The sequence below is a fragment of the Streptomyces sp. NPDC031111 genome, from assembly GCF_055570675.1.
On the sequence record NZ_JBVIGS010000022.1, the window covers coordinates 72,551 to 91,512 of the forward strand.

The following is an 18,962-nucleotide window of genomic DNA, read 5'->3' on the forward strand; positions in this document are numbered from 1 at the left end:
GACGGGCGCGGTCCGGCGGGGTCAGCGTGCGTGCTGCTGTCCGACGAGGACCGCTGTCAGCAGTTCGGGATCGAACACCGAGACATCGGCGAGCCGGGTGGGGGCGGCGAGGGAGTTGAGCATGGCCTTGGTGACCCGCACGGCGGAGGCCGGCCGCCGCAGGACGGGCTTGGCCCAGGCCATGACGGCCGCGTCGAGCGCGTCCGGCGACACGACCTTGTGCAGGACCGACAGACCGAGGGCCTCCTGGGCGTCGAAGACCCGTGCGGTGAGGATCAGTTCGCGCACACGGGCCACGCCCACCTCACTGATCAGACGGGGGAGCAGCCCGCCCCAGGCGGGCGGCACTCCCAGGGCGAGCTCGGGCAGCCGGAAGGTGGCGGTGTCGACGCCCACGCGCAGATCGCAGGCGAGGACGAGGCCGACACCGGCGCCGACGGCCCTGCCCTGGACACGGGCGATGGTGACGGCCGGATTGGCGGTGAGGGCCTCGCACACCCGCAGGGCCTTCGCACCGGAGACGCGGATGCCGCCACCCGCGGGATCGTCCGCGAGGTGCCGGGGGAACTCGCGCCGGTCGCCGCCCAGGCAGAACTCCTCCCCGGCGGCGGCCAGCACCAGCACCCGTACCGCGGGATCCTGGTCGTCGAGGACGGTGAGGAGGTCGTCCAGCATGGCGTCGCCGACGGCGTTGCCCTCTTCGGGAAGGTTCAGTTCGACGGTGAGGAGAGGACCCTGCCGGTAGGTGCGCAGGGTCTTGAGTATCCGGTCGGCGGGGAGTCCGGCGAGGGGCTGGGCGTTCATTTCGTCACCTTCAGTGAAGTGATACGGCGGAAGACGAGGCGGGAGTTGTCAAAAGTGGGGGGACCGACCGGCCGGAGGGTGGGGAAGCGCTCCAGCACCTGGGCGACCATCTCGCGCGCCTCGAAGCGCGCGAGGGCCGCGCCGAGGCAGTAGTGGGGGCCGCTGCCGAACGTGATGTGGCCGCCTCCGCGCAGGATGTCGAAGACATGCGGGTCCGGGTTGCACCGGGGGTCGTGGGCCGCCGAACCGTACAGGATGTGGACGGTGGTGTCCTTGGCGATGGGCGTGCCGGCGAGGACGGTGTCGTCGGCGGCCACATGGGAGTTGAGCCAGACCGGGGGGTCGTAGCGCAGGGTCTCCTCCACCAGGTCCTCGATGTGCTCCGGGTGGGCCCGCAGCCAGTCCGCACGGGCGGGCTCCTCGGTCGCGAATCGCACCGCGTTGGTCAGCAGCACCGCGCTGGTCTCCAGCGACGCGATGGTGATGAACATGGTCAGGTGGTAGATCACCCGGGCCGCGGCGGCAGGGTCGTGCGGATACTGGGCGTCCCAGTAATGGATCCAGCCGGTGAGGACATCGTTGCCGGGGTGCGCCCGCCGGTCGCGGATCAGTTCACCGAAGAACTCCCGCATCTCCAGGGTGGCCCGGCCCGCCTGCGCCAGTTCCTCCTTGGTGGGCAGCAGTTCCTGGGCGTAGGCCTGCCGGTGGGCGAAGTCCAGGATGTGCGCGTGGTGCTCCTCGGGGATCCTGAGCCACTCACCGACCGTACGGACGGGGAGGAGTTCGGCGACCGTCCGGACGAAGTCGGCCTCCCCTTCGGCACGCAGGCGTTCCTCCAGGTCGTCCAGGAAACCGGAGACGAGCGCGGCGATCCGCGGACGCATGCTCTCCAGGGTGGCGCGGTCGAACGGGTTGCCCAGGGCGCGGCGCTGACACGTGTGCGTCGGGGCGTTGATGCGGGACAGGGTGCCCGTCAACTCCTGGGTGGCGAGTTCCTGCCAGCGCCTCGGGTCGGGCTGCCGCTCCTGCCACGCGAAGTCCGGCACCAGCCAGTTCCTGCCGCGCAGGACCTGGCTGCATGCCTCGAACGAGGTGACGAAGTACGCGCCCCAGGGGGCGCGTACCACGTCCCCCAGGGCGCGTAGCCCCTCCCACACGGGGAGGGGGTCGGCCTGGCCCTCGGCCGAACGCAGGTGACGGAGGAGGGAGATGACGGCTCGGCGGTCGTTGATCGTCCCGCGTATGTCGCCAACGGCGGTCACGTGGAGCTCCTTCGGATGGACGCTACCGTTACCGCCGGAACCTACCCCTCCACCCACCTGCGTCATGTGTCGTTGTGTGTTGTACCTGTCACATGCCGTGCCATCAGACACGGAAGATGTCCAGGAAGCTGCTCCAGAACCCCTTCCTTCGCGCAGGGTCCTGCCGGGCCGGCCCGGACGCGGCCGCCGGCGTGGGCTGAGCACTCGGAGCCGAGGTCCGGTCCCGGAGCGCGGCCGCCGTGCGGGTGGCCGGTGTGGGACTGAACGTCACGGGCAGCGCGACCAGGGCACGGTGGAACGGCCCGGGCCGCCACTCGAGTTCCTTCTCCGGCACGGCCAGGGTGAGGTCGGGCAGCGCGTTGAGCACCCGCTCGATCGCGGTGGTCGCGATGACCTGCGCCGGGTCCTTGGCGGGGCAGGCGTGCGGTCCCGCGCCCCACGCCAGGTGGGCGCCCTTGCTGTGCGCGCGGCGGGCCTCCGCCAGCGCGGGGTCGCCGTTGGCGCCCGCGAAGGAGATGACGACCGGGGTGTTCGCCTCCGCCACGTGGCCGCCGAGATCGACGTCCTGCACCGGGTAGTGGGTGGCGTAGTTGGCGATCGGCGTCTGGTTCCACAGCACGTGGTCGAGCGCCTCCTCGATCAGCATGCCGCCCGACCCGGACAGCAGCAGCATCAGCGTGCTGCTGATGAGGCTGCGCTCGGGTTCGATGCCGGCACCCATCAGCAGCACCAGCTGGTCCTTGAGCTCCTCGTCGGTCAGCCCGGCCGGGTGCTGGATCAGCCAGGAGGTGACGTCGTCACCGGGCTGTCGCCGCTTGAGCGCGATCAGCTCCATGAGGCAGGCGGTGAGCTCCTCGTTGGCGCGGATCGCGTCCCTGCCGTCGAAGATCGCCGACATGGAGGTGGTGATGGTGTCACCGATGTCCGCCGGGCAGCCGAACAGCTTGTTGAACAGCAGCAGCGGCAGCAGCTTGGCGTAGTCGCTGAGCAGATCGGCCCGGCCGCGCTCGCTGAACTGGTCGATCAGGTAGTCGGCGATCGGCTCGACGTCACGCCGGATCCGCGTGGTGTTGAGCCGGGCCAGACTGTCCACCACGGCCTTGCGCAGCCGCAGGTGCACCGCGCCGTCGGTGAACAGACAGCTGGGCCGGTACGCCATCATCGGCAGCACCGGGCTGTCCAGGCCGACGCGGCCCTCGTTCAGGGCCTTCCAGCGGCGGGCGTCACGGGCGAACAGCTCCGTGTTCTGAAGCACCCGCAGCGCCATCTCGTGCCCGACGACCAGGGTGGCGTCCACACCGGGAGCGAGTTCGACCGGACCGGCCGGGGCCTGTTCGCGCAACCGGTCGTACACCTGGTGGGGATCGGTGGCGAACCCCGCGTCGTGCATGGGGCATCTGCCGGCGGTCGCCGCAGACGTGGAGTGAGGATCCATGAAGTCTTCCTTACTGGTCCGGGGACCGAAGTCCCCGGGCCGGGCGGACACGAGGAGGTCAGGCGGCACGCTCGAGCAGGTGCCGCACCAGCGCGATCAGCGCCTTGGCGGAGGACTGCTGATCGCGGGCGTCGCAGTAGACGACGGGGGTGTCCGGGAGCAGGTCGAGCGCCTCCCGCACCTCCTCCTCGCCGTAAGTGGCGGCCGGGTCGAAGCAGTTGACGGCGATGGCGTACTCCAGGCCGTACCGCTCGATGAGGTCGATGACGGGGAAGGTCTCCTCCAGTCGCGCCGGGTCGACGAGGAGCAGTGCCCCGAGCGCGCCGCGGGCCATGTCCTCCCAGAGCTGCATGAAGCGCTGCTGTCCCGGGGTGCCGAAGAGGTAGAGCACCAGGTCGTCGCTCAGGGTGAGGCGGCCGAAGTCCAGGGCCACCGTGGTGGTGGTCTTGTCCGCCACCCCCCTGAGGTCGTCGATGTGGACGGACGCCTGGGTCATCTTCTCCTCGGTGCGCAGCGGAGTGATCTCCGACAGCGAACCGATGAAGGTCGTCTTGCCCACGGCGAAATGCCCGACGACCAGGATCTTGGCGGCGTTGGTCACCGCGCTGGAGACGTAGATGGACTTCTGGGCCGTCTCAGCCGATGAGGGATTGGAGTCCATTCAGAACCTTCTCGAGGGTCGCTCTGTCAACGTTCTGGGCCCGGGGCGGCTCGGCCCTGCGCAGCAGGTGCCCCTGCTCCGATAAATCGGTGAGCAGCAGCCGGGCCACCCCTACGGGCAGGCCGAGGTGACCCGCCACCTCGGCGACCGACAGGTAGCCACCCGCGCACAGCTCCCAGATCGCCCTGACCTCGGGACCGGCCCCCAGCGGAAGCGTCCGCTCGGGAGCCAGGGTGACCAAGGTGTGCAGCGCCAGTTCATCGGAGGACGGCAGGCTCCGCCCGCCGGTGATGACGTAGGAGCGGACGAAGTCACTGGTGACGGGTGCGTCCTCGCCGGGCGTCGTCATGCGCCGCCGCCGTGGTCGGAGCGCGGCGCCACGCTCATCGCCTTGCTCAGCGCCGTCACCGTCTTCTGCATACGGAACGACATGGCCTCCATGTCGACGTCCAGCGCCGCCGAGACCGCCAGGTAGGCACCCTGTCCCGCGGCGATCAGGAAGATCCAGCCGCCGTCGTACTCCAGCAGCGTCTGCTTCCAGATGCCGTGCCCGGCCCCGACGAAGCCAGCGACTGCCCGGCTCAGGGACTGCATGGAGCTCATCGCGGCGGCGTTGGTCTCCGCGTCGTCGCGTGAGATGTCGTCCGAACGCTGCAACAGCAGGCCGTCACCGGAGACGAGGACCGCGTGGCGGGCTCCACGCACCTCGAGCACGTCGTTCAGCACCCACGACAGGTCGGTGTTCACTGGTGGTCAGGTCCTTCCGTGGTGTTCGTGTTCCGCCCGAGCTGGGTTCCGCGCGCGAACGCCCCCAGGCGTGACGCGGTCACCTCACCGGTCGACTCGGACGTCTGCTCATCGAGGGCGGGCTCCGGGGCCGGCACCACCGAGATGGGCCCCTGACGCCGGCGGCGCTTGGGCAGCCCGCCGGAGGTCGTGCCGACCACGTGCGACGGTCCCACCGGGACGGGCGCCAGCCGCTGCGGCGCGCTCTCCGCCCCCGCGTCGCCGGTCTCCCTCACGGGCTCCGCGGGCGCGACGGACTCGGCCGCCAGAAGGCTCTCCGGTACTCGGATCACTGCGCGCACTCCGCCGTAGGGGGACACCGAACCGACCGAGACCGTGAAGCCGTAGCGGGCGGCGAGCATGCCGCACACCGCGAAACCGAACCGGGGCGGGTCGCCGAGACCGGTGATGTCCACGGGGCCGTCGGCGGACAGCAGCGTCGCGGCCCGGTCCTTGGTCTCCTGGTCCATGCCCAGACCGGCGTCGTCGACGATGAAGCACACACCGGTCGGCACGGCCTGGATGTTGACCTCGACCGGAGTGCCCGGGGCGCTGTACGTGGTCGCGTTGTCCAGCAGTTCGGCCAGCACCACCGCCACCGGCTCCACGGCCTTGCTGGTGACGCCGACGCTCGCCTGCGCGTGGATGCTCACGCGGTCGAAGTCCTTGATGCGCCCCTGCGCGCTGCGAGCCACGTCGTAGACGGTCGCCACGCCCTCGCGCCGGCCCAGCCAGCCGCCGCACAGCACCGAGATGCCCTTGGCCCGTCGGCTGAACTGGCTGCCGGTGTGGTCCACCGACATCAGATCGGCCAGCACCTCGGTGTCGTCGCCGTACTTCTTCAACAGCCCGTCCAGCAGCAGCTGCTGCTCCTCGGCGAGCGACTGGAGCGTGCCCATGGCCGACTTCAGCACGGCCTTGGTCGCCGACTCCGCGTCCGCCCGCACGTCCGCGAGGTCACCGCGGTGCTGCGTGTCCAGGGCGGCGATGTGCCCCTGGAGCTGGTCGATCCGGCCCTGGGCGTTGCCCAGTCCCGTCTCCAGGTCCTTCTTTGTTCTTCGGAGCGCCAGATTGGTTCTCCGGGCCCGCTGCACTGCGAACGCAGCAGCGACGAGCACCACAATCAAGATCCACAGCAGTGGATCCCCGGTCAATGACGTCATGAGACTCTCTTCAAGTCGCATCGCGCCGGGAGTGCGGGACGGTCCGCGCATGCGTGGGACGGGTCCGGGCCGTGGAACGGCGCGGGCCTGCGGCGGACCAAGCCTCAACTCCTCAGCGATGGGGCCTTAGAGACTGTCCCCCGTACGCGTTCATGACGCGCCGCCAGCCTACTGAAAGTTCGATGATCTTATCAGGTCGGTAGGGGTAACCCGCCGGTTCCGGGCGGGACTTGGTGACCCTCACGAGACCCACACACCGCGCCGCGGTCCGATGTCGCGGAGTTCGTGTCGTTGTCGCGACATGTCCCATCCGTGCGCGTGGACACCACGGAAACGTGGGGCGACGACACGCATGCGGCTCGCCGGGGTCGGCTGTGAACCGCCGGGCGGGCCTCAGCCCGTGCTGAGATCCCGCAGCATCCGCCGCTGGTGACGGTGACCGATCGTCTCGAAGCCGGCCACGGTGACGAACGGGGCCAGCATCACCACCAGCAGGCACACCGCCGTGCCCACCCCGGCGGCGGCGAGGAGCACCGCGGCGGCCAGCACCGCGAGGGTCAGGGAGATCAGCAGCAGATGGAACCGGTCTCCCGCGGACAGCAGCAGGGTGTGCAGCAGATAGACCATCAGCAGATAGAGGCCGACCGGCAGGGCCAGCGACAGCACCACGGCCACGGCGCCGATCTTCGCGTGGTGCTCCATGTACAGGCCCGCCACGTGCAGCCCCGCGCCCGCTCCGGCGATGCCCATGAACAGAGGGATGTGGCCGTACCCGAAGAGATACCCGCGGCTGCGGCGATGCACCAGGATGTCGCCGAACGGAGTGGAGAAGTACACCCACCACATGCCGAAGGTCAGCCCCACACCGGCGACGACGACGGCGACCGCGTTCGCGCTCCAGTCCGTCCCGGCCTCGCCCCCCAGGAGATCACCGGACGAGGCGACGGTGCCGACCACCGACTCGCCGAGCGTGATGATCGCGAACAGGCCGTACCGCTCCGCGACGTGGTGCGGGTGCCAGGGGGTGCCGCCCGCGCGGCCCTGCGCGAGCAGCGGCAGCACCAGTTCCATGACCCCCAGCACGGCGAACGCGACGAACGCCACCCCGAGCGTCGGATGCGTGAACCCGACGGCGATCCAGCCGAGTTGGACCAGCACGGTCCACCGGATGTTCCGCATCCCCACGACATGGAACGGGGGAGACTCCCGGGCCGCACGCCACCATTGCAGCACCATGGCGACCCGCATCACGACGTACCCGATCACCATGGCGCGCAGTTCGAGGTGCTCGCCCTCCTCGATCGAGTGGAACATCCCCGGCAGGCCCAGCGAGAAGACCACCACACCGATCATCTGCACCATGGTCAGCACACGGTAGAGCCAGTCGTCGGTGGCGAACGCGGAGGCGAACCAGCTGAAGCTGATCCAGGCGACGCTGATCGCGAACATCGCCAGGGTGAAGGCGGTGACGGCCTCGAGGGCGTGATCCTCCGCGACCATCTCCGCGAAGTGGGACGCCGCGGTGCCCACGGCCACCACGAAGGTCAGATCGAACAGAAGCTCGAGAGGGGTGGCGGCCCTGCCCCGTTCGTTCGGATCACGGCCCGTCATCGGCCTCCGGCTGTGCGCCAGCCTGCCACCGCCGACCGGGCTGATGTGTTCGGCGTCACTCATGGGCAGCATGATGACGCATGGGCCCCAGGCCCTGGAGCAGGCCGCTCCAGTGGCTCCGGAAACGGGTCGGGCCGAGCAGGACGATCACGTTCCGGTCACCTGAACACCCACCGCCACGGCGGGCCGCAGGGCCGCTCGGCGCGGGCCGATGGGACGGACGGCCCTCGCCCCCCGCAGCACCGCGACGGACGCTGGAGACCACGGGCAGCCCCCTCCACACCGGAGGTTCCCCGGAGAGCGAGGAGCCACAGTGCAGACCGAGGAGATCGACGCCACCGCGCTGGAGACGTTGCTGGCCGCCGCCGTGGCCGCGCCGTCGATCCACAACACCCAGCCCTGGCGCTTCGGCTTCGACCTGGGCAGCCGCGCGGTCACCGTCCACGCCGACCGCAGCCGGGCCCTGGCCCTGGCCGACCCGCACGGGCGCGCCCTGCACCTGTCCGCCGGCTCGGCCGTCCTCAACCTACGGGCCGCCGCCGCCCACCTGGGCTGGGAGCCCGTACCGCACCTGCTGCCGCACCCGGACGATCCGGATCTGCTGGCCACCGTGCAACTGACGGTCACCACGGACCCCTCGCCGGCCTACCGCGCGCTGTACCCGGCGGTGGCACGGCGCCACTCCAGCCGGATGCCGTTCACCGGCCGCCCGGTGCCCGAGCCGGTCGTCGCCGACATGGCCGCCGCCGCACGGGCCGAGGGAGCGCACCTGTACGTCCCGGACATCCTCCAGACGCGCCGGCTGCTGCGGGTGACGTCGGCGGCCGAACTGCGCAACAGCACGGACGAGGCCCGTACGGCCGAGAGCCGCGCCTGGGTCGCCCCGCCCGGTTCGAGCCCGTACGGCATTCCGCTCACCACGTCCCGCCCGCTGGACGCCGCAGGGCGCATGCCGATGCGCGACTTCACCGGGCGGGTGCCCGTGCCGGGGCGGCCCCGGATGCGCTTCGAGCGGCACGCCCAGGTCGCCCTGCTGTGGACCGTCGGCGACCGCCCGCGCGACTGGCTGGCGGCGGGTCAGGCGCTGGAGCGGGCGCTGCTGGTGGTCACCGCGCACGGAGTGCGGACCTCACTGCTCCACCAGGCCATGGAATGGCCCGACCTGAGGGAGGCCATGCGCGTCCCCGGCACCAGGTGGTGCCACCCGCAGGTGCTGATCCGCTTCGGCTACGGCCCCGAGGCCAAGGCCACCCCGCGCGCCCCGGTTCACCCGCCCGGTGCCGCCCGCCCGAACTGATCCGTCCGACGGGCTGGGACCGGCCCGTGCCCCGGCCGGACGGGTGCTGCGGCCGGGGCACGGGCGTGGGGCGGGTCAGTCGCGGGTGACCTGGGGAGCGATGTCCTCGGCGAAGCCGCGGGCCGGGACGGTGGGCTTGACGGTGGCCGGGCCGGAGCCGCAGAACGAGGCGTCCAGTGTGCCGCCGAGGGTGGCGTTCACGGTTCCGTTGTTGGAGGTGTTCGCCAGGGAGGTCATGCTGCGGGTGCCGTCACTGGTGGTGAAGGCGTAGGTGTAGTAGCCCTGGACGGTGCCGGTGTGGCCGTAGACGGTGGTGCCGCAGGAGAGCTTCCGGGCCCGCAGGCCCAGCCCGTAGGACTGCTTTCCGTCCGCGGTGACCGGGACCATGGTGGTCATCTCCTCCAGTTGCGCGGCGGGCAGGAGTTCGCCGGACAGCAGCGCGGAGAAGAAGCGGTTGAGGTCCTTCGCGTTGGAGATGACCGCTCCGGCGGACTGGGCCCAGGAAGCGGTCTGTTCGGTGGAGTCGACCAGCGGCAGGGTGGTGTCGTCCGGGCGGAGGTAGCCGCGGGCGTAGGAGCCCGAGAGGGCCGTCCGGGGGTGGACGTAGGAGGTGTTCCGCAGCCGCAGTGGCGCGAAGACGCGCTCCTGGTACTGGGTGGCGACGGGGGTGCCGGTGAGGTGCTCGATGAGCTGCCCCAGCACGACGAAGTTGGTGTTGGAGTAGCTGTACGCGGCGCCCGGTTCGTTGTTCAGGGGGCGCTCGGTGGACAGGTCGATGAGCTCCTGGTAGCTGAAGACCTTGTTCCGGACCGCCTCGAAACCGGGGACGGTGTTGTAGAACATGTCGTTGGTGTAGTCGTACAGCCCGCTGCGGTGGCTGAGCAGGTGCCGCACGGTGATGCGGTCGTCGGGCAGCGGTACGGGCAGGTAGCGGTTGGCCGGGGCGTCGAGGTCGACGCGTCCCTCGGCGGCGAGTTGGAGCAGCACCACCGCGGTGAAGGTCTTGCTGACGCTGCCCACGCGGAACCGGCGGCCGGTGTCCATGCCGGTGTGGGCGCCGGTGTCGGCCTCCCCGGTGGCCACGTGGTACCGGGTGAAGCCTTCGTCGATCCGGGTGAGTGCTCCGGGAGCGCCTTGGGAGAGAGCCGTGTTGTGCACGGTGCGCACGGCGGTGAGGTCGGGGGCGGGAAGGGAGGAGCCGTCGGCGAGGGCCGGGGAGGCCCCCAGAGTGACGATCAGGGTGGAGCCGGCGAGCACCAGGCTCACATCTTTGATCCGCATCCGCATCTTTCCTGATTGTGGGGGAATCGGGATGCCCCCACGACCCCGGATCGGCTCAACTCCCCCTGTCCGCAGGGAAGTCGGATGAGTCACCGGGGACCGGGGCGGCACCGCAGGCATCGTAGTGCACGGATCAGTACTCCCGGCCGATGCCGGGCCGCCCGGGTGGGCCGGTCCGAATCGACGGAATGCTCAAGACAGTGTGACGGGAGGCATCACACTGTTGGCGGAACCGCGGGAAGAGAGTCAGGAGCGCTTGGCGCGGTACAGACCCCGGCCGCTGCGCAGGATGCGGGAGGTGCCGACGAGGCGGTCGAGCGTGCTGCGTACGGCGTTGATGGTCCCACTGTCGGTGTCACGGCCGAGGGCCGCCGCCACATCGCGGGCCCGTACGTCCACGTCTCCCACCGTGGCGAAGTAGTCGAGGATCTGCTCGGTGAGCTTGCCGTACTTCTTCTGCCCGTCCGTGTCGGCGGGGGCGGCGGAGGTACGGCGGACCTGGGCCGGAGTCTTCGTGGTGACGTCCGTGGACGTGGACGCGGGGGAGGGCTCGGTGTCCGCCGGGGCCCCGCCGGCCGCCGGGTCCCGCATGAGGACCTGGAGGGCGCTGAGAGCCCGCTGAACGGAGCCCAAGTGGGCCACGACGGCGGCCAGTTCCCTCTCCAGCGCCTGCTTCTGCATCTCCAGGCGGTCCAGATCCTCCTGAAGGCTTTCAGCGGTGACCTCGATGTTGTGCGCCGCGCGGGTCCCAGAGACCATGTGTTCCCCTATTCTCAATCCTTCCCACTGCATCATAATCCCCGCGCGGGGGACCGTGTCAGCTCCGGACAACCCCGCGTCGTCGCCCCTGACGATCGTGTGACGGTACGTGCGACGCTACTTGCTGAGCCAGAGGTCGGGCCCGAACACCTCGTAGTGGACGTCCCTCGGGCTGAGCCCCTGGGTGAGCAGGTCGCCGCGTACGGCCTGCATGAAGGGCAGCGGGCCGCACAGGAAGGCGCTGACACCGTCCCGCAGCGTCAGCCCGGTCACGTCCGCCCGGCCGGCGCGGACGTGGGGCGTCAGCGGCTCCTCCGGCGACTCGTACCACAGGTGCAGTGCGGCGTTCGGAAGCCGGCCGACGAGTTCCTCCATCTCCAGACGGTGTGCGTGGTGGGCGGGGGAGCGGTCGGCGTGGAGGACGGTGACGTGACGCTCGGCCGAGGTGTCGACGAGATGGTCCAGCATCGACAGCATCGGGGTGACGCCGATGCCGGCGGAGGCCAGCAGCAGCGGGCTGTCGCCCCCGGGAAGCACGAGGTCGCCGAAGGGGCGGGAGACCTCCAGGGTGACGCCCGGGCGGGCATGGGCGTGCAGCCAGGACGACACCTCCCCCTCGGGTGCCCGGCCGTCGGCGGAGCGCTCCCGCTTCACGGTGATCCGCCAGGTCTTGCGGCCCGGGGCGGTGGAGAGGCTGTACTGGCGTATCTGCCGGGCGCCGTCGGGGAGCTCGACCCGGACGCTGACGTACTGGCCGGGGGCGAACGGCTCGGTGGGCTCGCCGTCGGCCCGGCGCAGTTCGAAGGAGGCGGCGTCGATCGACTCCTCGACGCGGTCGGCGATCTCCATGTCCTGCCAGACGGCGCCGTCCTCGACGCCCGCCCCGGCGTACAGCCGTGCCTCCATGGCGATCAGCGCGTTGGCCATGAGCCAGTACACCTCGTCCCAGGCGGCAGCCACCTCAGGGGTGACGGCGTCCCCGAGCACCTCGCCGACCGCCCCCATCAGGTGCCGTCCCACCAGGGTGTACTGGTCGGATGTGATGCCCAGGGAGGCGTGCTTGTGCGCGATGCGTCCGAGTATGGCGTCCGGACGCTCACCGGGCCGCTCGACCAGTGTGGTGGCGAAGGCCGCGACCGCCCCGGCGAGGGCTTCACGCTGTGTGCCGCTGGCCTGGTTCGCACGGTTGAAGAGCGTGCGCAACAGCTCCGGGCGCTCCTCGAACATGCGGCGGTAGAACAGCTCGGTGATGCGGCCGAGGGAGGCCCCGACGACGGGCAGCGTGGCGCGGACGACCGGGACCGACTGGCTGGAGAGCATCCTGTGGCTCCTTCAGGGAGTACTAACGTGCTTCGTTGATCGCACAACGGCATGCTAGTTAATTGGTATCTCAGATTCCTATTTAAAAGAGTGTGATCTGCACGACTCTCCCGTGCCTCGCCTCGGCTCCCCTGTCACACCTGAGCGGAGCGACCGGTCTCTCATGCGTAGGACCGTGATGCGTGCGGACGAGGAGGGCCGGCCGTGGACTGGCGTGAGAAGGCGAGCTGCCGGGACGCGGACCCGGACCTGTTCTTTCCCATCGGCAACAGTGGCCCGACGCTGCTGCAGATCGACGCGGCGAAGACGGTGTGCCATGGCTGCCCCGTCATCGAGGAATGCCTGGTCCGGGCCCTCGGGGCCGAGCCCGTCGAGGGGATATGGGGCGGCACCACCGAAGGCGAGCGCCGCGCCATGAGACGCCGACTGGCCCGCACTTCCGGGACCACGGCCGCCCCGGCGTGATCGGCACCCCCCGTGGGCCGGGCCGCTGTCACAGATCCGCGCCGCACCCGGTCAACACGGAAAGACACCATGGTGGATCCACGGAAGGTGCGACACAGTGTCGGACAAGCACGCAGGACACATGCACGGCGCCGGTGAGCAGGGCGAGCAGGCGAGCTGGATGAAGGCGGCCCGGATGATCCAGGACGCCTCGCCGATCACCGTCCCCGAGGGCGCGTCGGCGATGACCATCGAGGTCGAGTGGGAGCCCGGCGACCCCGGAACCCCTCCCCACCGTCACTCGGGCCCGGCGTTCGGCTACGTCGTCGAGGGCGCCGTCCGCTTCGAACTCGAGGGCGAGCCCGAGCGTGTGGTGGAGGCCGGCGGGACGTTCTGGGAGCCCGGCGGCGACGTCATCCACTACCAGGACGGCAACGCGCTGACCGACGCGCGCACCCGGTTCGTGGTGACCATGATGTGCGCGCCGGGCAAGCCCATGCTCGAACTGGTCGACGAGGAGGAACTGTCCCGGCGGGCCCATCTGCGCGCCCCGCGCCCCACCGGCTGAGCCGTGGCGGGTCCCCGCGAGACCACCGGCCCCCGTCCCCTCCGGCAGCGGAGGGGACGGGGGCCGGTTCACTGTCCTGGGGCTGGTTCGCCCTCACCGGACCGACAGGTGCCCGGCAGGGCGGATCAGCCGAACTGGCCGGGCTGGTAGTCGCCGGCGGGCTGCTGGTTGATGACGTTGATGCGGTTGTAGGCGTTGATGATGGCGATCAGCGAGATCAGCGCGGCGAGCTGGTCCTCGTCGTAGTGCTTGGCCGCGTTCGCCCACGCCTCGTCGGTGACACCGCCCGCGGCGTCCGCGATGCGGGTGCCCTGCTCGGCCAGCTCCAGAGCGGCGCGCTCGGCGTCGGTGAAGACCGTGGCCTCGCGCCACGCGGCCACCAGGTTGAGGCGCTGCTGGGTCTCGCCCCCGGCGGCGGCGTCCTTGGTGTGCATGTCGGTGCAGAAGCCGCAGCCGTTGATCTGGCTCGCGCGGATCTTCACCAGTTCCTGGGTGGCGACCGGCAGTGTCGAGTCGTGCACCACCTTGTTCGCCGTGTTGATGTGCTTGAGCACCTTGCCCGCGAGGGCGTTGCCGAAGAGGTTGATACGAGCGTCCATGGTGTGAGCCATCCTCCGTAGTGCGGTTACACCCTGATGACCGGAACGACCATGCGACGTGTGACACCCATGGATGTGACGTGCGTCTCATCGTTCGGCGCCGGGCTCCCGTGACCGGCCTGTCACTTTCCGGCACTTGACGGGTGCGGGCGCTGAAAATATCTTTCAGCCTCAAGTGACGTACCAGAAAGAAAATTTCGAAACCGGAGGAGGCATGAACCTCGTGCCCGCCGCAGACGCCGTGGGGAACGGCCGGTTGCGTGAGCAGTTGGCCACGATGACCACGGAGGCGTACCGCCCCGAGCTGGCGGACATCGACCGCCTGCCCACCCTCGACATCGCCCGCTTCATGAACGCCGAGGACGCGACCGTCACCACGGCCGTCGCGGCACAACTCCCCGCGATCGCCACCGCGATCGACGCCGTCGCCGAACGGATGGCCCGCGGCGGCCGGCTCGTCTACGCCGGCGCGGGAACGGCCGGCCGGCTCGGCATCCTCGACGCCTCCGAGTGCCCGCCCACCTTCAACACCGACCCGTCCCAGGTCGTGGGCCTCATCGCGGGCGGCCCCGCCGCCCTGGTCACGGCCGTCGAGGGCGCGGAGGACTCCGAGGAGGCCGCCCGCCGGGACCTGGACGCCCTGAACCTGACCGGCGACGACGTGGTGGTCGGGATCTCGGCCTCCGGACGCACCCCCTACGCCGTCGAGGCGGTGCGCCACGCCCGCTCGCGCGGTGCCCTCACCATCGGGCTGGCCTGCAACGCGGACAGCGCGCTCGCGGCGGCCGCCGAGCACGGCATCGAGGTGGTGGTGGGTCCCGAGACCCTGACCGGCTCGACCCGGCTCAAGGCAGGCACCGCCCAGAAGCTGGTGCTGAACATGCTCTCCACGATCACCATGATCAGACTGGGCAAGACCTACGGGAACCTGATGGTCGACGTCCGCGCCTCCAACGACAAGCTCAGGGCACGCGCCCACCGGATCGTCGCCCTCGCCACCCAGGCCCCCGACGACTCCATCGAGACGGCACTCGCCGACAACGACGGCGAGGTCAAGAACACCATCCTCACCCTGTTGGCATCCGTGGACGCACCGACCGCGGCCCGCCTGCTCCAGGACGCCCACGGACACCTGCGCAGAGCCCTCGAAGCCGCAGCTGCCTGACGCAACAGCCGCAACTCACAGCAAGGCATGACCGCACCATGAGCGAAGAGAACAAGCATCACGCCACCGCTGCCGCCATCCTCCCCCTGGTCGGAGGCGCGCAGAACGTGACGTCGGTGGCCCACTGCATGACCCGCCTCAGGCTGGGGCTGCACGACCGGTCCCTCGTCCAGGACGAGCGACTCAAGGCACTTCCGGCGGTCATGGGGGTCGTCGAGGACGACACCTACCAGATCGTGCTGGGCCCCGGGACGGTGGCGCGGGTCACCCCGGAGTTCGAGGCGCTGGTCGAAGCGGAGAGGGCCGCGGCCCCGACGGACGCCGCCGCGCCCGCCGCACCGGAGCCCGGGGCCGAGCCGGTGACCGCCGAGGAGCTCGCGGCGCAGGGCGCCGCGCTCCGGGCCGAGCGGAAGGCGAAGAACTCCACGCCGTTCAAGCTGTTCCTGCGCCGGATCGCGAACATCTTCGTGCCACTGATCCCCGCGCTCATCGGCTGCGGCATCATCGCCGGCCTCAACGGCCTGCTGATCAACCTGCAGTGGCTGCCGGGAGTCACCCCGGCCCTGGCCGCCATGGCGTCCGGGTTCATGGCACTGATCGCCGTCTTCGTCGGCTACAACACCGCCAAGGAGTTCGGCGGTACGCCCATCCTGGGCGGCGCCGTCGCGTCGATCATCGTCTACGCCGGAGTGGCCAACGTCGAGGCGTTCGGCCAGCATCTCTCCCCGGGACAGGGCGGTGTGCTGGGCGCCCTGGGCGCCGCGTGGCTCGGGGTGCAGGTCGAGAAGTGGTGCCGGCGCCGGGTCCCCGAGGCCCTCGACGTCCTGGTGACACCCACCGTCACGGTGCTGGTGGCCGGACTGGCCACGCTGTTCGGTCTGATGTTCCTCGCCGGAGAGGTGTCCACCTGGATCGGTGACGCCGCCGACTGGCTGCTGTCGCACGGCGGCGCGGGCGCCGGGTTCCTCCTCGGCGGACTGTTCCTGCCGTTGGTCATGCTGGGTCTGCACCAGGCACTGATCCCCATTCACACGACCCTCATCGAAGGGGCCGGCTTCACCGTCCTGCTGCCGATCCTGGCGATGGCGGGCGCGGGACAGGTCGGCGCGGCGATCGCCATCCACCTCCGGCTGCCCCACAACACCCCGATCCGGACCACCATCAAGTCCGCGCTCTGGCCCGGGTTCCTCGGTGTGGGGGAGCCCCTCATCTACGGCGTGTCGCTGCCCCTGGGGCGCCCGTTCATCACGGCCTGCACGGGCGGCGCCTTCGGCGGCGCGTTCGTCGGCCTCTTCAACCAGCTGGGCACGGACGTCGGTTCGACCGCGATCGGCCCCTCGGGCTGGGCGCTCTTCCCCCTCCTCGACGGCAACCACGGCCTGGGCCGCACGATCGCCGTCTACGCCGCCGGACTGGTCGTCGGTTACGTGGCGGGCTTCCTCGCGACCTACTACTTCGGGTTCACGAAGACCATGCTCACGGAGCTCAACGCGCCGCCCGCCGCCGCGACGGAGGACAGGCCCGTGCCCGCCGAGCGGGTCGCCGAGAAGGTCTGACCGACGGCCGCGGGACCACCCCGTACGACGACTCCGCCCGCCCCTCGCAGGAGGGGCGGGCACAAGGCGGGCACAAGGTGTCACGGACGCCCGGGGTTCCAGGAGCGGAGCTTGTCGGGGTTGAGGACGACCCACACCTGTACGACGTGGTGACCGGAGACGTCGAGACCGATGACCGCGGCCACTCGGCGGTCGTAGCGGACCACGAGACCCGTACGTCCGTTGACGGAATGGGCGTCCAGGGTGGTCCGCGGGCGGCGGGCCAGCAGTCTCAGCAGGCTGCGGGCGACCAGGGTGTTGCCGTGCACCGGCCTGACCAGCGCCCGGACCTTGCCACCACCGTCGAAGAAGGCCGTCGCGTCGGGCGCCAGCAGGGACGCGAGGAGTTCCTCGTCCCCCGTGGCACAGGCCCGCCGCACGGCGCCGGCCACCGCGTCGTGCTGCCGCGGCGTCGTGGGCCGCGCGCGGCGGGCCCGCAGACTGTCGCGGGCCCGTTCGGCCGGCTCGGCGCACTCGGGCTCGGTCTGCCCGACGATGTCGGCGACCGCTCCCGGAGCCATCCCGAAGACGTCGTTGAGCACGAACGCGGCCCGTTCTGTCGGCGACAGGGAATCCAGCGCGTTCAGCAGAACGCCGCTGACCTCCTCCTCCAGCATCCTGCGCGGCTCCGAGCGGGACCTGTCCCACTCGGGCAGCGCGAGCCGGGACAGGCAGATGCCGCCGACGACCCTCGTCAGCCAGGAGCGCGGCACGCCGACCCGCCTCCGCTCGCCGTCGGACAGCTCGTACCAGCGCCGGTAGGCCTCGTCCACGACGCTCTCGGCGTCACGGCCGCTGCCCAGCATCCAGTACGCGACATCCAGCAGATGCCGCCGCTCGTCGAGCAACTCCGCGATCGGCACGCCGTCATCGGCACGGTCCATACCGCTACCTTCCTCTCATCCGACCCCACACCGCCCGGTCACCGGACGTGGATCTTGTGACATCGGACCCGGACCAACGACGACGGCCCCGCCGGCGGAGTGCCGGCGGGGCAGCCGTGGGAGGCGGGGGAAGACGGTTCGCCGCGGCTCTCAGGGTGCCGTCGACCGGGACATCAGCCGAAGCGTGGCCGACACCGCCCGCATGTGCTCGTCGAGCTCCGCGAGCGCACGCCGGATCTCGGTGACCCGGGCCTCGAGTTCGGTGGCCTCGGCCATCAGGGACACGACGGCGGCGCCGACGGTTCCGCGGTCTTCGGTGGCTGACATCGTCACACGTCCTTCTCGTGGTCCGGGGCGGGCAGGGATCCGTCGATTTCGAGGAGCCCTTCGAAGGAGCCGGATTTCCCCCGCGCATTCGACATCACGGCGTGCGCAGGGGGCCGGAATGCGAACCGATATTCCGTCTCGGGGCCGCCCCCGGCGCACGTCACTGCTGCTGCGCGAGCCAGTCGGAGAAGCGGGTCTCGGCGATGCGCGCGTCGGGACCGGGCAGCAGGGTGTCCTCCCGCAGCTCCGCGCCGAAGTACCGGGCGTGCGGGTCCGTCACGACCGTGCGCGGGTCGTTCTTGGCGGCGAGGCCCTCGCGGATGAGCTCGTCCAGCTGGAACGCCTCGGGGCCGGCGACCTCCACCACGCCGTTGACGGGCGTGCCGACGGCCGTACGGCCCACGGCGGCGGCCACGTCGTCGGAGTGGATGGGCTGGATCCCGACCGGGGCGAGACGCACGGTGTCGCCCTCGGTCGCCGCCTCGGCGATACCCTTCATGAACTCGAAGAACTGCGTGGCGTGGACGATCGAGTACGCGATCCCGGACTGCTTGATCAGCTCCTCCTGCGCCTGCTTGGCACGGAAGTAGCCGCTCTCCTGGAGCCGATCGGTGCCGACCACCGAGAGCGCCACGTGATGGGTCACGCCGGCCTCCGCCTCCGCCTTGAGGAGGTTGGTGGTCGAAGTGTGGAAGAACTCCATCACGGCGTCGTCGGCGAACGAGGGCGAGTTGGACACGTCGACCACGACGGAGGCGCCCCGCAGCACCTCGGCCAGCCCCTCACCGGTCAGCGTGTTGACGCCGGTGTTCGGCGCGGCCGGCACCGCCTCGTGGCCATGCGCGTTGAGCTTTTCGACGAGCTTCGAGCCGATGAGCCCGGTACCGCCGATGACTACGACCTTCATGACGGGGTTTCCTCTCGGATGTTTCGGTGTCTGCACTGGGAATGACCGGACGAGGACCGCATGTGTGACAGGCGTCCGGGGGAATCCTGGAATT

At 70.6% G+C, this 18,962-nt stretch carries 20 protein-coding genes; 5 read left to right on the plus strand and 15 right to left on the minus strand.

From position 1 onward, the window contains the following. Positions 1-21: 21 nt before the first annotated feature. From ACZ470_RS33925 to ACZ470_RS33960, 8 genes are all read right to left on the minus strand, one after another. Positions 22-804, minus strand: coding sequence for an enoyl-CoA hydratase/isomerase family protein (locus ACZ470_RS33925; RefSeq protein WP_468433546.1), 783 nt, complete (start codon positions 802-804; stop codon positions 22-24). Continuing rightward, positions 801-2,066 carry a cytochrome P450 gene (locus ACZ470_RS33930; RefSeq protein WP_468433547.1) on the minus strand — a complete coding sequence of 422 codons (1,266 nt, stop codon included), beginning with the start codon at positions 2,064-2,066 and terminating at the stop codon, positions 801-803. Before ACZ470_RS33930 ends, ACZ470_RS33925 begins: the two co-directional genes overlap by 4 nt. A 103-nt stretch (positions 2,067-2,169) precedes the next feature. Further along, entirely contained in the window at positions 2,170-3,501 is a 1,332-nt protein-coding gene (locus tag ACZ470_RS33935; RefSeq protein ID WP_468433549.1) for a cytochrome P450 family protein, read from the minus strand. Between the two features lie 58 nt (positions 3,502-3,559). Then, complete coding sequence (locus ACZ470_RS33940) at positions 3,560-4,162, minus strand: GTP-binding protein (RefSeq protein ID WP_468433551.1); 603 nt, start codon at positions 4,160-4,162, stop codon at positions 3,560-3,562. Continuing rightward, positions 4,137-4,511, minus strand: a complete 375-nt coding sequence (locus ACZ470_RS33945) for a DUF742 domain-containing protein (protein WP_468433552.1) — start codon at positions 4,509-4,511, stop codon at positions 4,137-4,139. The genes ACZ470_RS33940 and ACZ470_RS33945 overlap by 26 nt, the downstream gene beginning before the upstream one ends. Beyond that, positions 4,508-4,909: a roadblock/LC7 domain-containing protein gene (locus tag ACZ470_RS33950; protein WP_004921409.1), complete on the minus strand. Its 402-nt coding sequence runs from the start codon at positions 4,907-4,909 to the stop codon at positions 4,508-4,510. Before ACZ470_RS33950 ends, ACZ470_RS33945 begins: the two co-directional genes overlap by 4 nt. Continuing rightward, a complete protein-coding gene (locus ACZ470_RS33955) occupies positions 4,906-6,111 on the minus strand; it encodes an ATP-binding protein (protein WP_468433554.1) in 1,206 nt (401 codons plus the stop codon). The genes ACZ470_RS33950 and ACZ470_RS33955 overlap by 4 nt, the downstream gene beginning before the upstream one ends. Positions 6,112-6,504: 393 nt before the next feature. Further along, positions 6,505-7,785: a low temperature requirement protein A gene (locus ACZ470_RS33960; RefSeq protein WP_468433556.1), complete on the minus strand. Its 1,281-nt coding sequence runs from the start codon at positions 7,783-7,785 to the stop codon at positions 6,505-6,507. Between the two features lie 250 nt (positions 7,786-8,035). Between ACZ470_RS33960 and ACZ470_RS33965 the strand changes: the two genes are divergently transcribed. Continuing rightward, entirely contained in the window at positions 8,036-9,019 is a 984-nt protein-coding gene (locus ACZ470_RS33965) for an Acg family FMN-binding oxidoreductase (protein ID WP_468433558.1), read from the plus strand. Positions 9,020-9,094: 75 nt separating this feature from the next. On the opposite strand, the gene ACZ470_RS33970 is transcribed toward ACZ470_RS33965, so the two are convergent. The 3 genes from ACZ470_RS33970 to ACZ470_RS33980 form a co-directional block, all read right to left on the minus strand. After that, on the minus strand, positions 9,095-10,300 hold the full coding sequence (locus ACZ470_RS33970; protein ID WP_468433559.1) for a serine hydrolase domain-containing protein: 1,206 nt from the start codon (positions 10,298-10,300) through the stop codon (positions 9,095-9,097). 246 nt (positions 10,301-10,546) lie between these two features. Next, on the minus strand, positions 10,547-11,059 hold the full coding sequence (locus ACZ470_RS33975) for a hypothetical protein (RefSeq protein WP_468433561.1): 513 nt from the start codon (positions 11,057-11,059) through the stop codon (positions 10,547-10,549). A 117-nt stretch (positions 11,060-11,176) separates the two neighbouring features. Continuing rightward, positions 11,177-12,379 carry a globin domain-containing protein gene (locus ACZ470_RS33980; RefSeq protein WP_468433562.1) on the minus strand — a complete coding sequence of 401 codons (1,203 nt, stop codon included), beginning with the start codon at positions 12,377-12,379 and terminating at the stop codon, positions 11,177-11,179. A gap of 204 nt (positions 12,380-12,583) precedes the next feature. Between ACZ470_RS33980 and ACZ470_RS33985 the strand changes: the two genes are divergently transcribed. Together ACZ470_RS33985 and ACZ470_RS33990 are read left to right on the plus strand one after the other, a co-directional pair. Next, entirely contained in the window at positions 12,584-12,844 is a 261-nt protein-coding gene (locus ACZ470_RS33985) for a WhiB family transcriptional regulator (RefSeq protein WP_468433564.1), read from the plus strand. Positions 12,845-13,004: 160 nt separating this feature from the next. After that, positions 13,005-13,391, plus strand: a complete 387-nt coding sequence (locus ACZ470_RS33990; protein WP_468433628.1) for a cupin domain-containing protein — start codon at positions 13,005-13,007, stop codon at positions 13,389-13,391. 125 nt (positions 13,392-13,516) lie between these two features. Here ACZ470_RS33990 and ACZ470_RS33995 read toward each other — a convergent pair whose 3' ends face one another. Further along, on the minus strand, positions 13,517-13,990 hold the full coding sequence (locus ACZ470_RS33995) for a carboxymuconolactone decarboxylase family protein (RefSeq protein ID WP_468433566.1): 474 nt from the start codon (positions 13,988-13,990) through the stop codon (positions 13,517-13,519). Positions 13,991-14,204: 214 nt separating this feature from the next. Here ACZ470_RS33995 and murQ point away from each other — a divergent pair, with 214 nt between their 5' ends. Both murQ and ACZ470_RS34005 read left to right on the plus strand, forming a co-directional pair. Further along, the gene (gene murQ, locus ACZ470_RS34000) at positions 14,205-15,155 is read left to right on the plus strand and encodes an N-acetylmuramic acid 6-phosphate etherase (RefSeq protein ID WP_468433568.1); all 951 of its coding nucleotides are present in this window, start codon (positions 14,205-14,207) and stop codon (positions 15,153-15,155) included. A 38-nt stretch (positions 15,156-15,193) separates the two neighbouring features. Then, the gene (locus tag ACZ470_RS34005; RefSeq protein WP_468433570.1) at positions 15,194-16,711 is read left to right on the plus strand and encodes a PTS transporter subunit EIIC; all 1,518 of its coding nucleotides are present in this window, start codon (positions 15,194-15,196) and stop codon (positions 16,709-16,711) included. Between the two features lie 80 nt (positions 16,712-16,791). On the opposite strand, the gene ACZ470_RS34010 is transcribed toward ACZ470_RS34005, so the two are convergent. The 3 genes from ACZ470_RS34010 to ACZ470_RS34020 form a co-directional block, all read right to left on the minus strand. Then, positions 16,792-17,634 (minus strand): sigma factor, encoded by an 843-nt coding sequence (locus ACZ470_RS34010; protein ID WP_468433572.1) that lies wholly within the window; start codon positions 17,632-17,634, stop codon positions 16,792-16,794. Between the two features lie 150 nt (positions 17,635-17,784). Further along, the gene (locus ACZ470_RS34015; RefSeq protein ID WP_468433574.1) at positions 17,785-17,961 is read right to left on the minus strand and encodes a hypothetical protein; all 177 of its coding nucleotides are present in this window, start codon (positions 17,959-17,961) and stop codon (positions 17,785-17,787) included. A 160-nt stretch (positions 17,962-18,121) separates the two neighbouring features. Then, positions 18,122-18,868: an SDR family oxidoreductase gene (locus tag ACZ470_RS34020; RefSeq protein WP_468433575.1), complete on the minus strand. Its 747-nt coding sequence runs from the start codon at positions 18,866-18,868 to the stop codon at positions 18,122-18,124. Positions 18,869-18,962 lie beyond the last annotated feature (94 nt).

Coding starts and splice junctions, on each gene's coding strand:
- ACZ470_RS33925 (WP_468433546.1), bottom strand. CDS start 804: ATGAACGCCCAGCCCCTCGCCGGACTCCCCGCCGACCGGATACTCAAG.
- ACZ470_RS33935 (WP_468433549.1), bottom strand. CDS start 3,501: ATGGATCCTCACTCCACGTCTGCGGCGACCGCCGGCAGATGCCCCATG.
- ACZ470_RS33940 (WP_468433551.1), bottom strand. CDS start 4,162: ATGGACTCCAATCCCTCATCGGCTGAGACGGCCCAGAAGTCCATCTAC.
- ACZ470_RS33945 (WP_468433552.1), bottom strand. CDS start 4,511: ATGACGACGCCCGGCGAGGACGCACCCGTCACCAGTGACTTCGTCCGC.
- ACZ470_RS33955 (WP_468433554.1), bottom strand. CDS start 6,111: ATGACGTCATTGACCGGGGATCCACTGCTGTGGATCTTGATTGTGGTG.
- ACZ470_RS33960 (WP_468433556.1), bottom strand. CDS start 7,785: ATGAGTGACGCCGAACACATCAGCCCGGTCGGCGGTGGCAGGCTGGCG.
- ACZ470_RS33970 (WP_468433559.1), bottom strand. CDS start 10,300: ATGCGGATCAAAGATGTGAGCCTGGTGCTCGCCGGCTCCACCCTGATC.
- ACZ470_RS33975 (WP_468433561.1), bottom strand. CDS start 11,059: ATGGTCTCTGGGACCCGCGCGGCGCACAACATCGAGGTCACCGCTGAA.
- ACZ470_RS33980 (WP_468433562.1), bottom strand. CDS start 12,379: ATGCTCTCCAGCCAGTCGGTCCCGGTCGTCCGCGCCACGCTGCCCGTC.
- ACZ470_RS33990 (WP_468433628.1), top strand. CDS start 13,005: ATGAAGGCGGCCCGGATGATCCAGGACGCCTCGCCGATCACCGTCCCC.
- ACZ470_RS33995 (WP_468433566.1), bottom strand. CDS start 13,990: ATGGACGCTCGTATCAACCTCTTCGGCAACGCCCTCGCGGGCAAGGTG.
- murQ (WP_468433568.1), top strand. CDS start 14,205: ATGAACCTCGTGCCCGCCGCAGACGCCGTGGGGAACGGCCGGTTGCGT.
- ACZ470_RS34005 (WP_468433570.1), top strand. CDS start 15,194: ATGAGCGAAGAGAACAAGCATCACGCCACCGCTGCCGCCATCCTCCCC.
- ACZ470_RS34010 (WP_468433572.1), bottom strand. CDS start 17,634: ATGGACCGTGCCGATGACGGCGTGCCGATCGCGGAGTTGCTCGACGAG.
- ACZ470_RS34015 (WP_468433574.1), bottom strand. CDS start 17,961: ATGTCAGCCACCGAAGACCGCGGAACCGTCGGCGCCGCCGTCGTGTCC.
- ACZ470_RS34020 (WP_468433575.1), bottom strand. CDS start 18,868: ATGAAGGTCGTAGTCATCGGCGGTACCGGGCTCATCGGCTCGAAGCTC.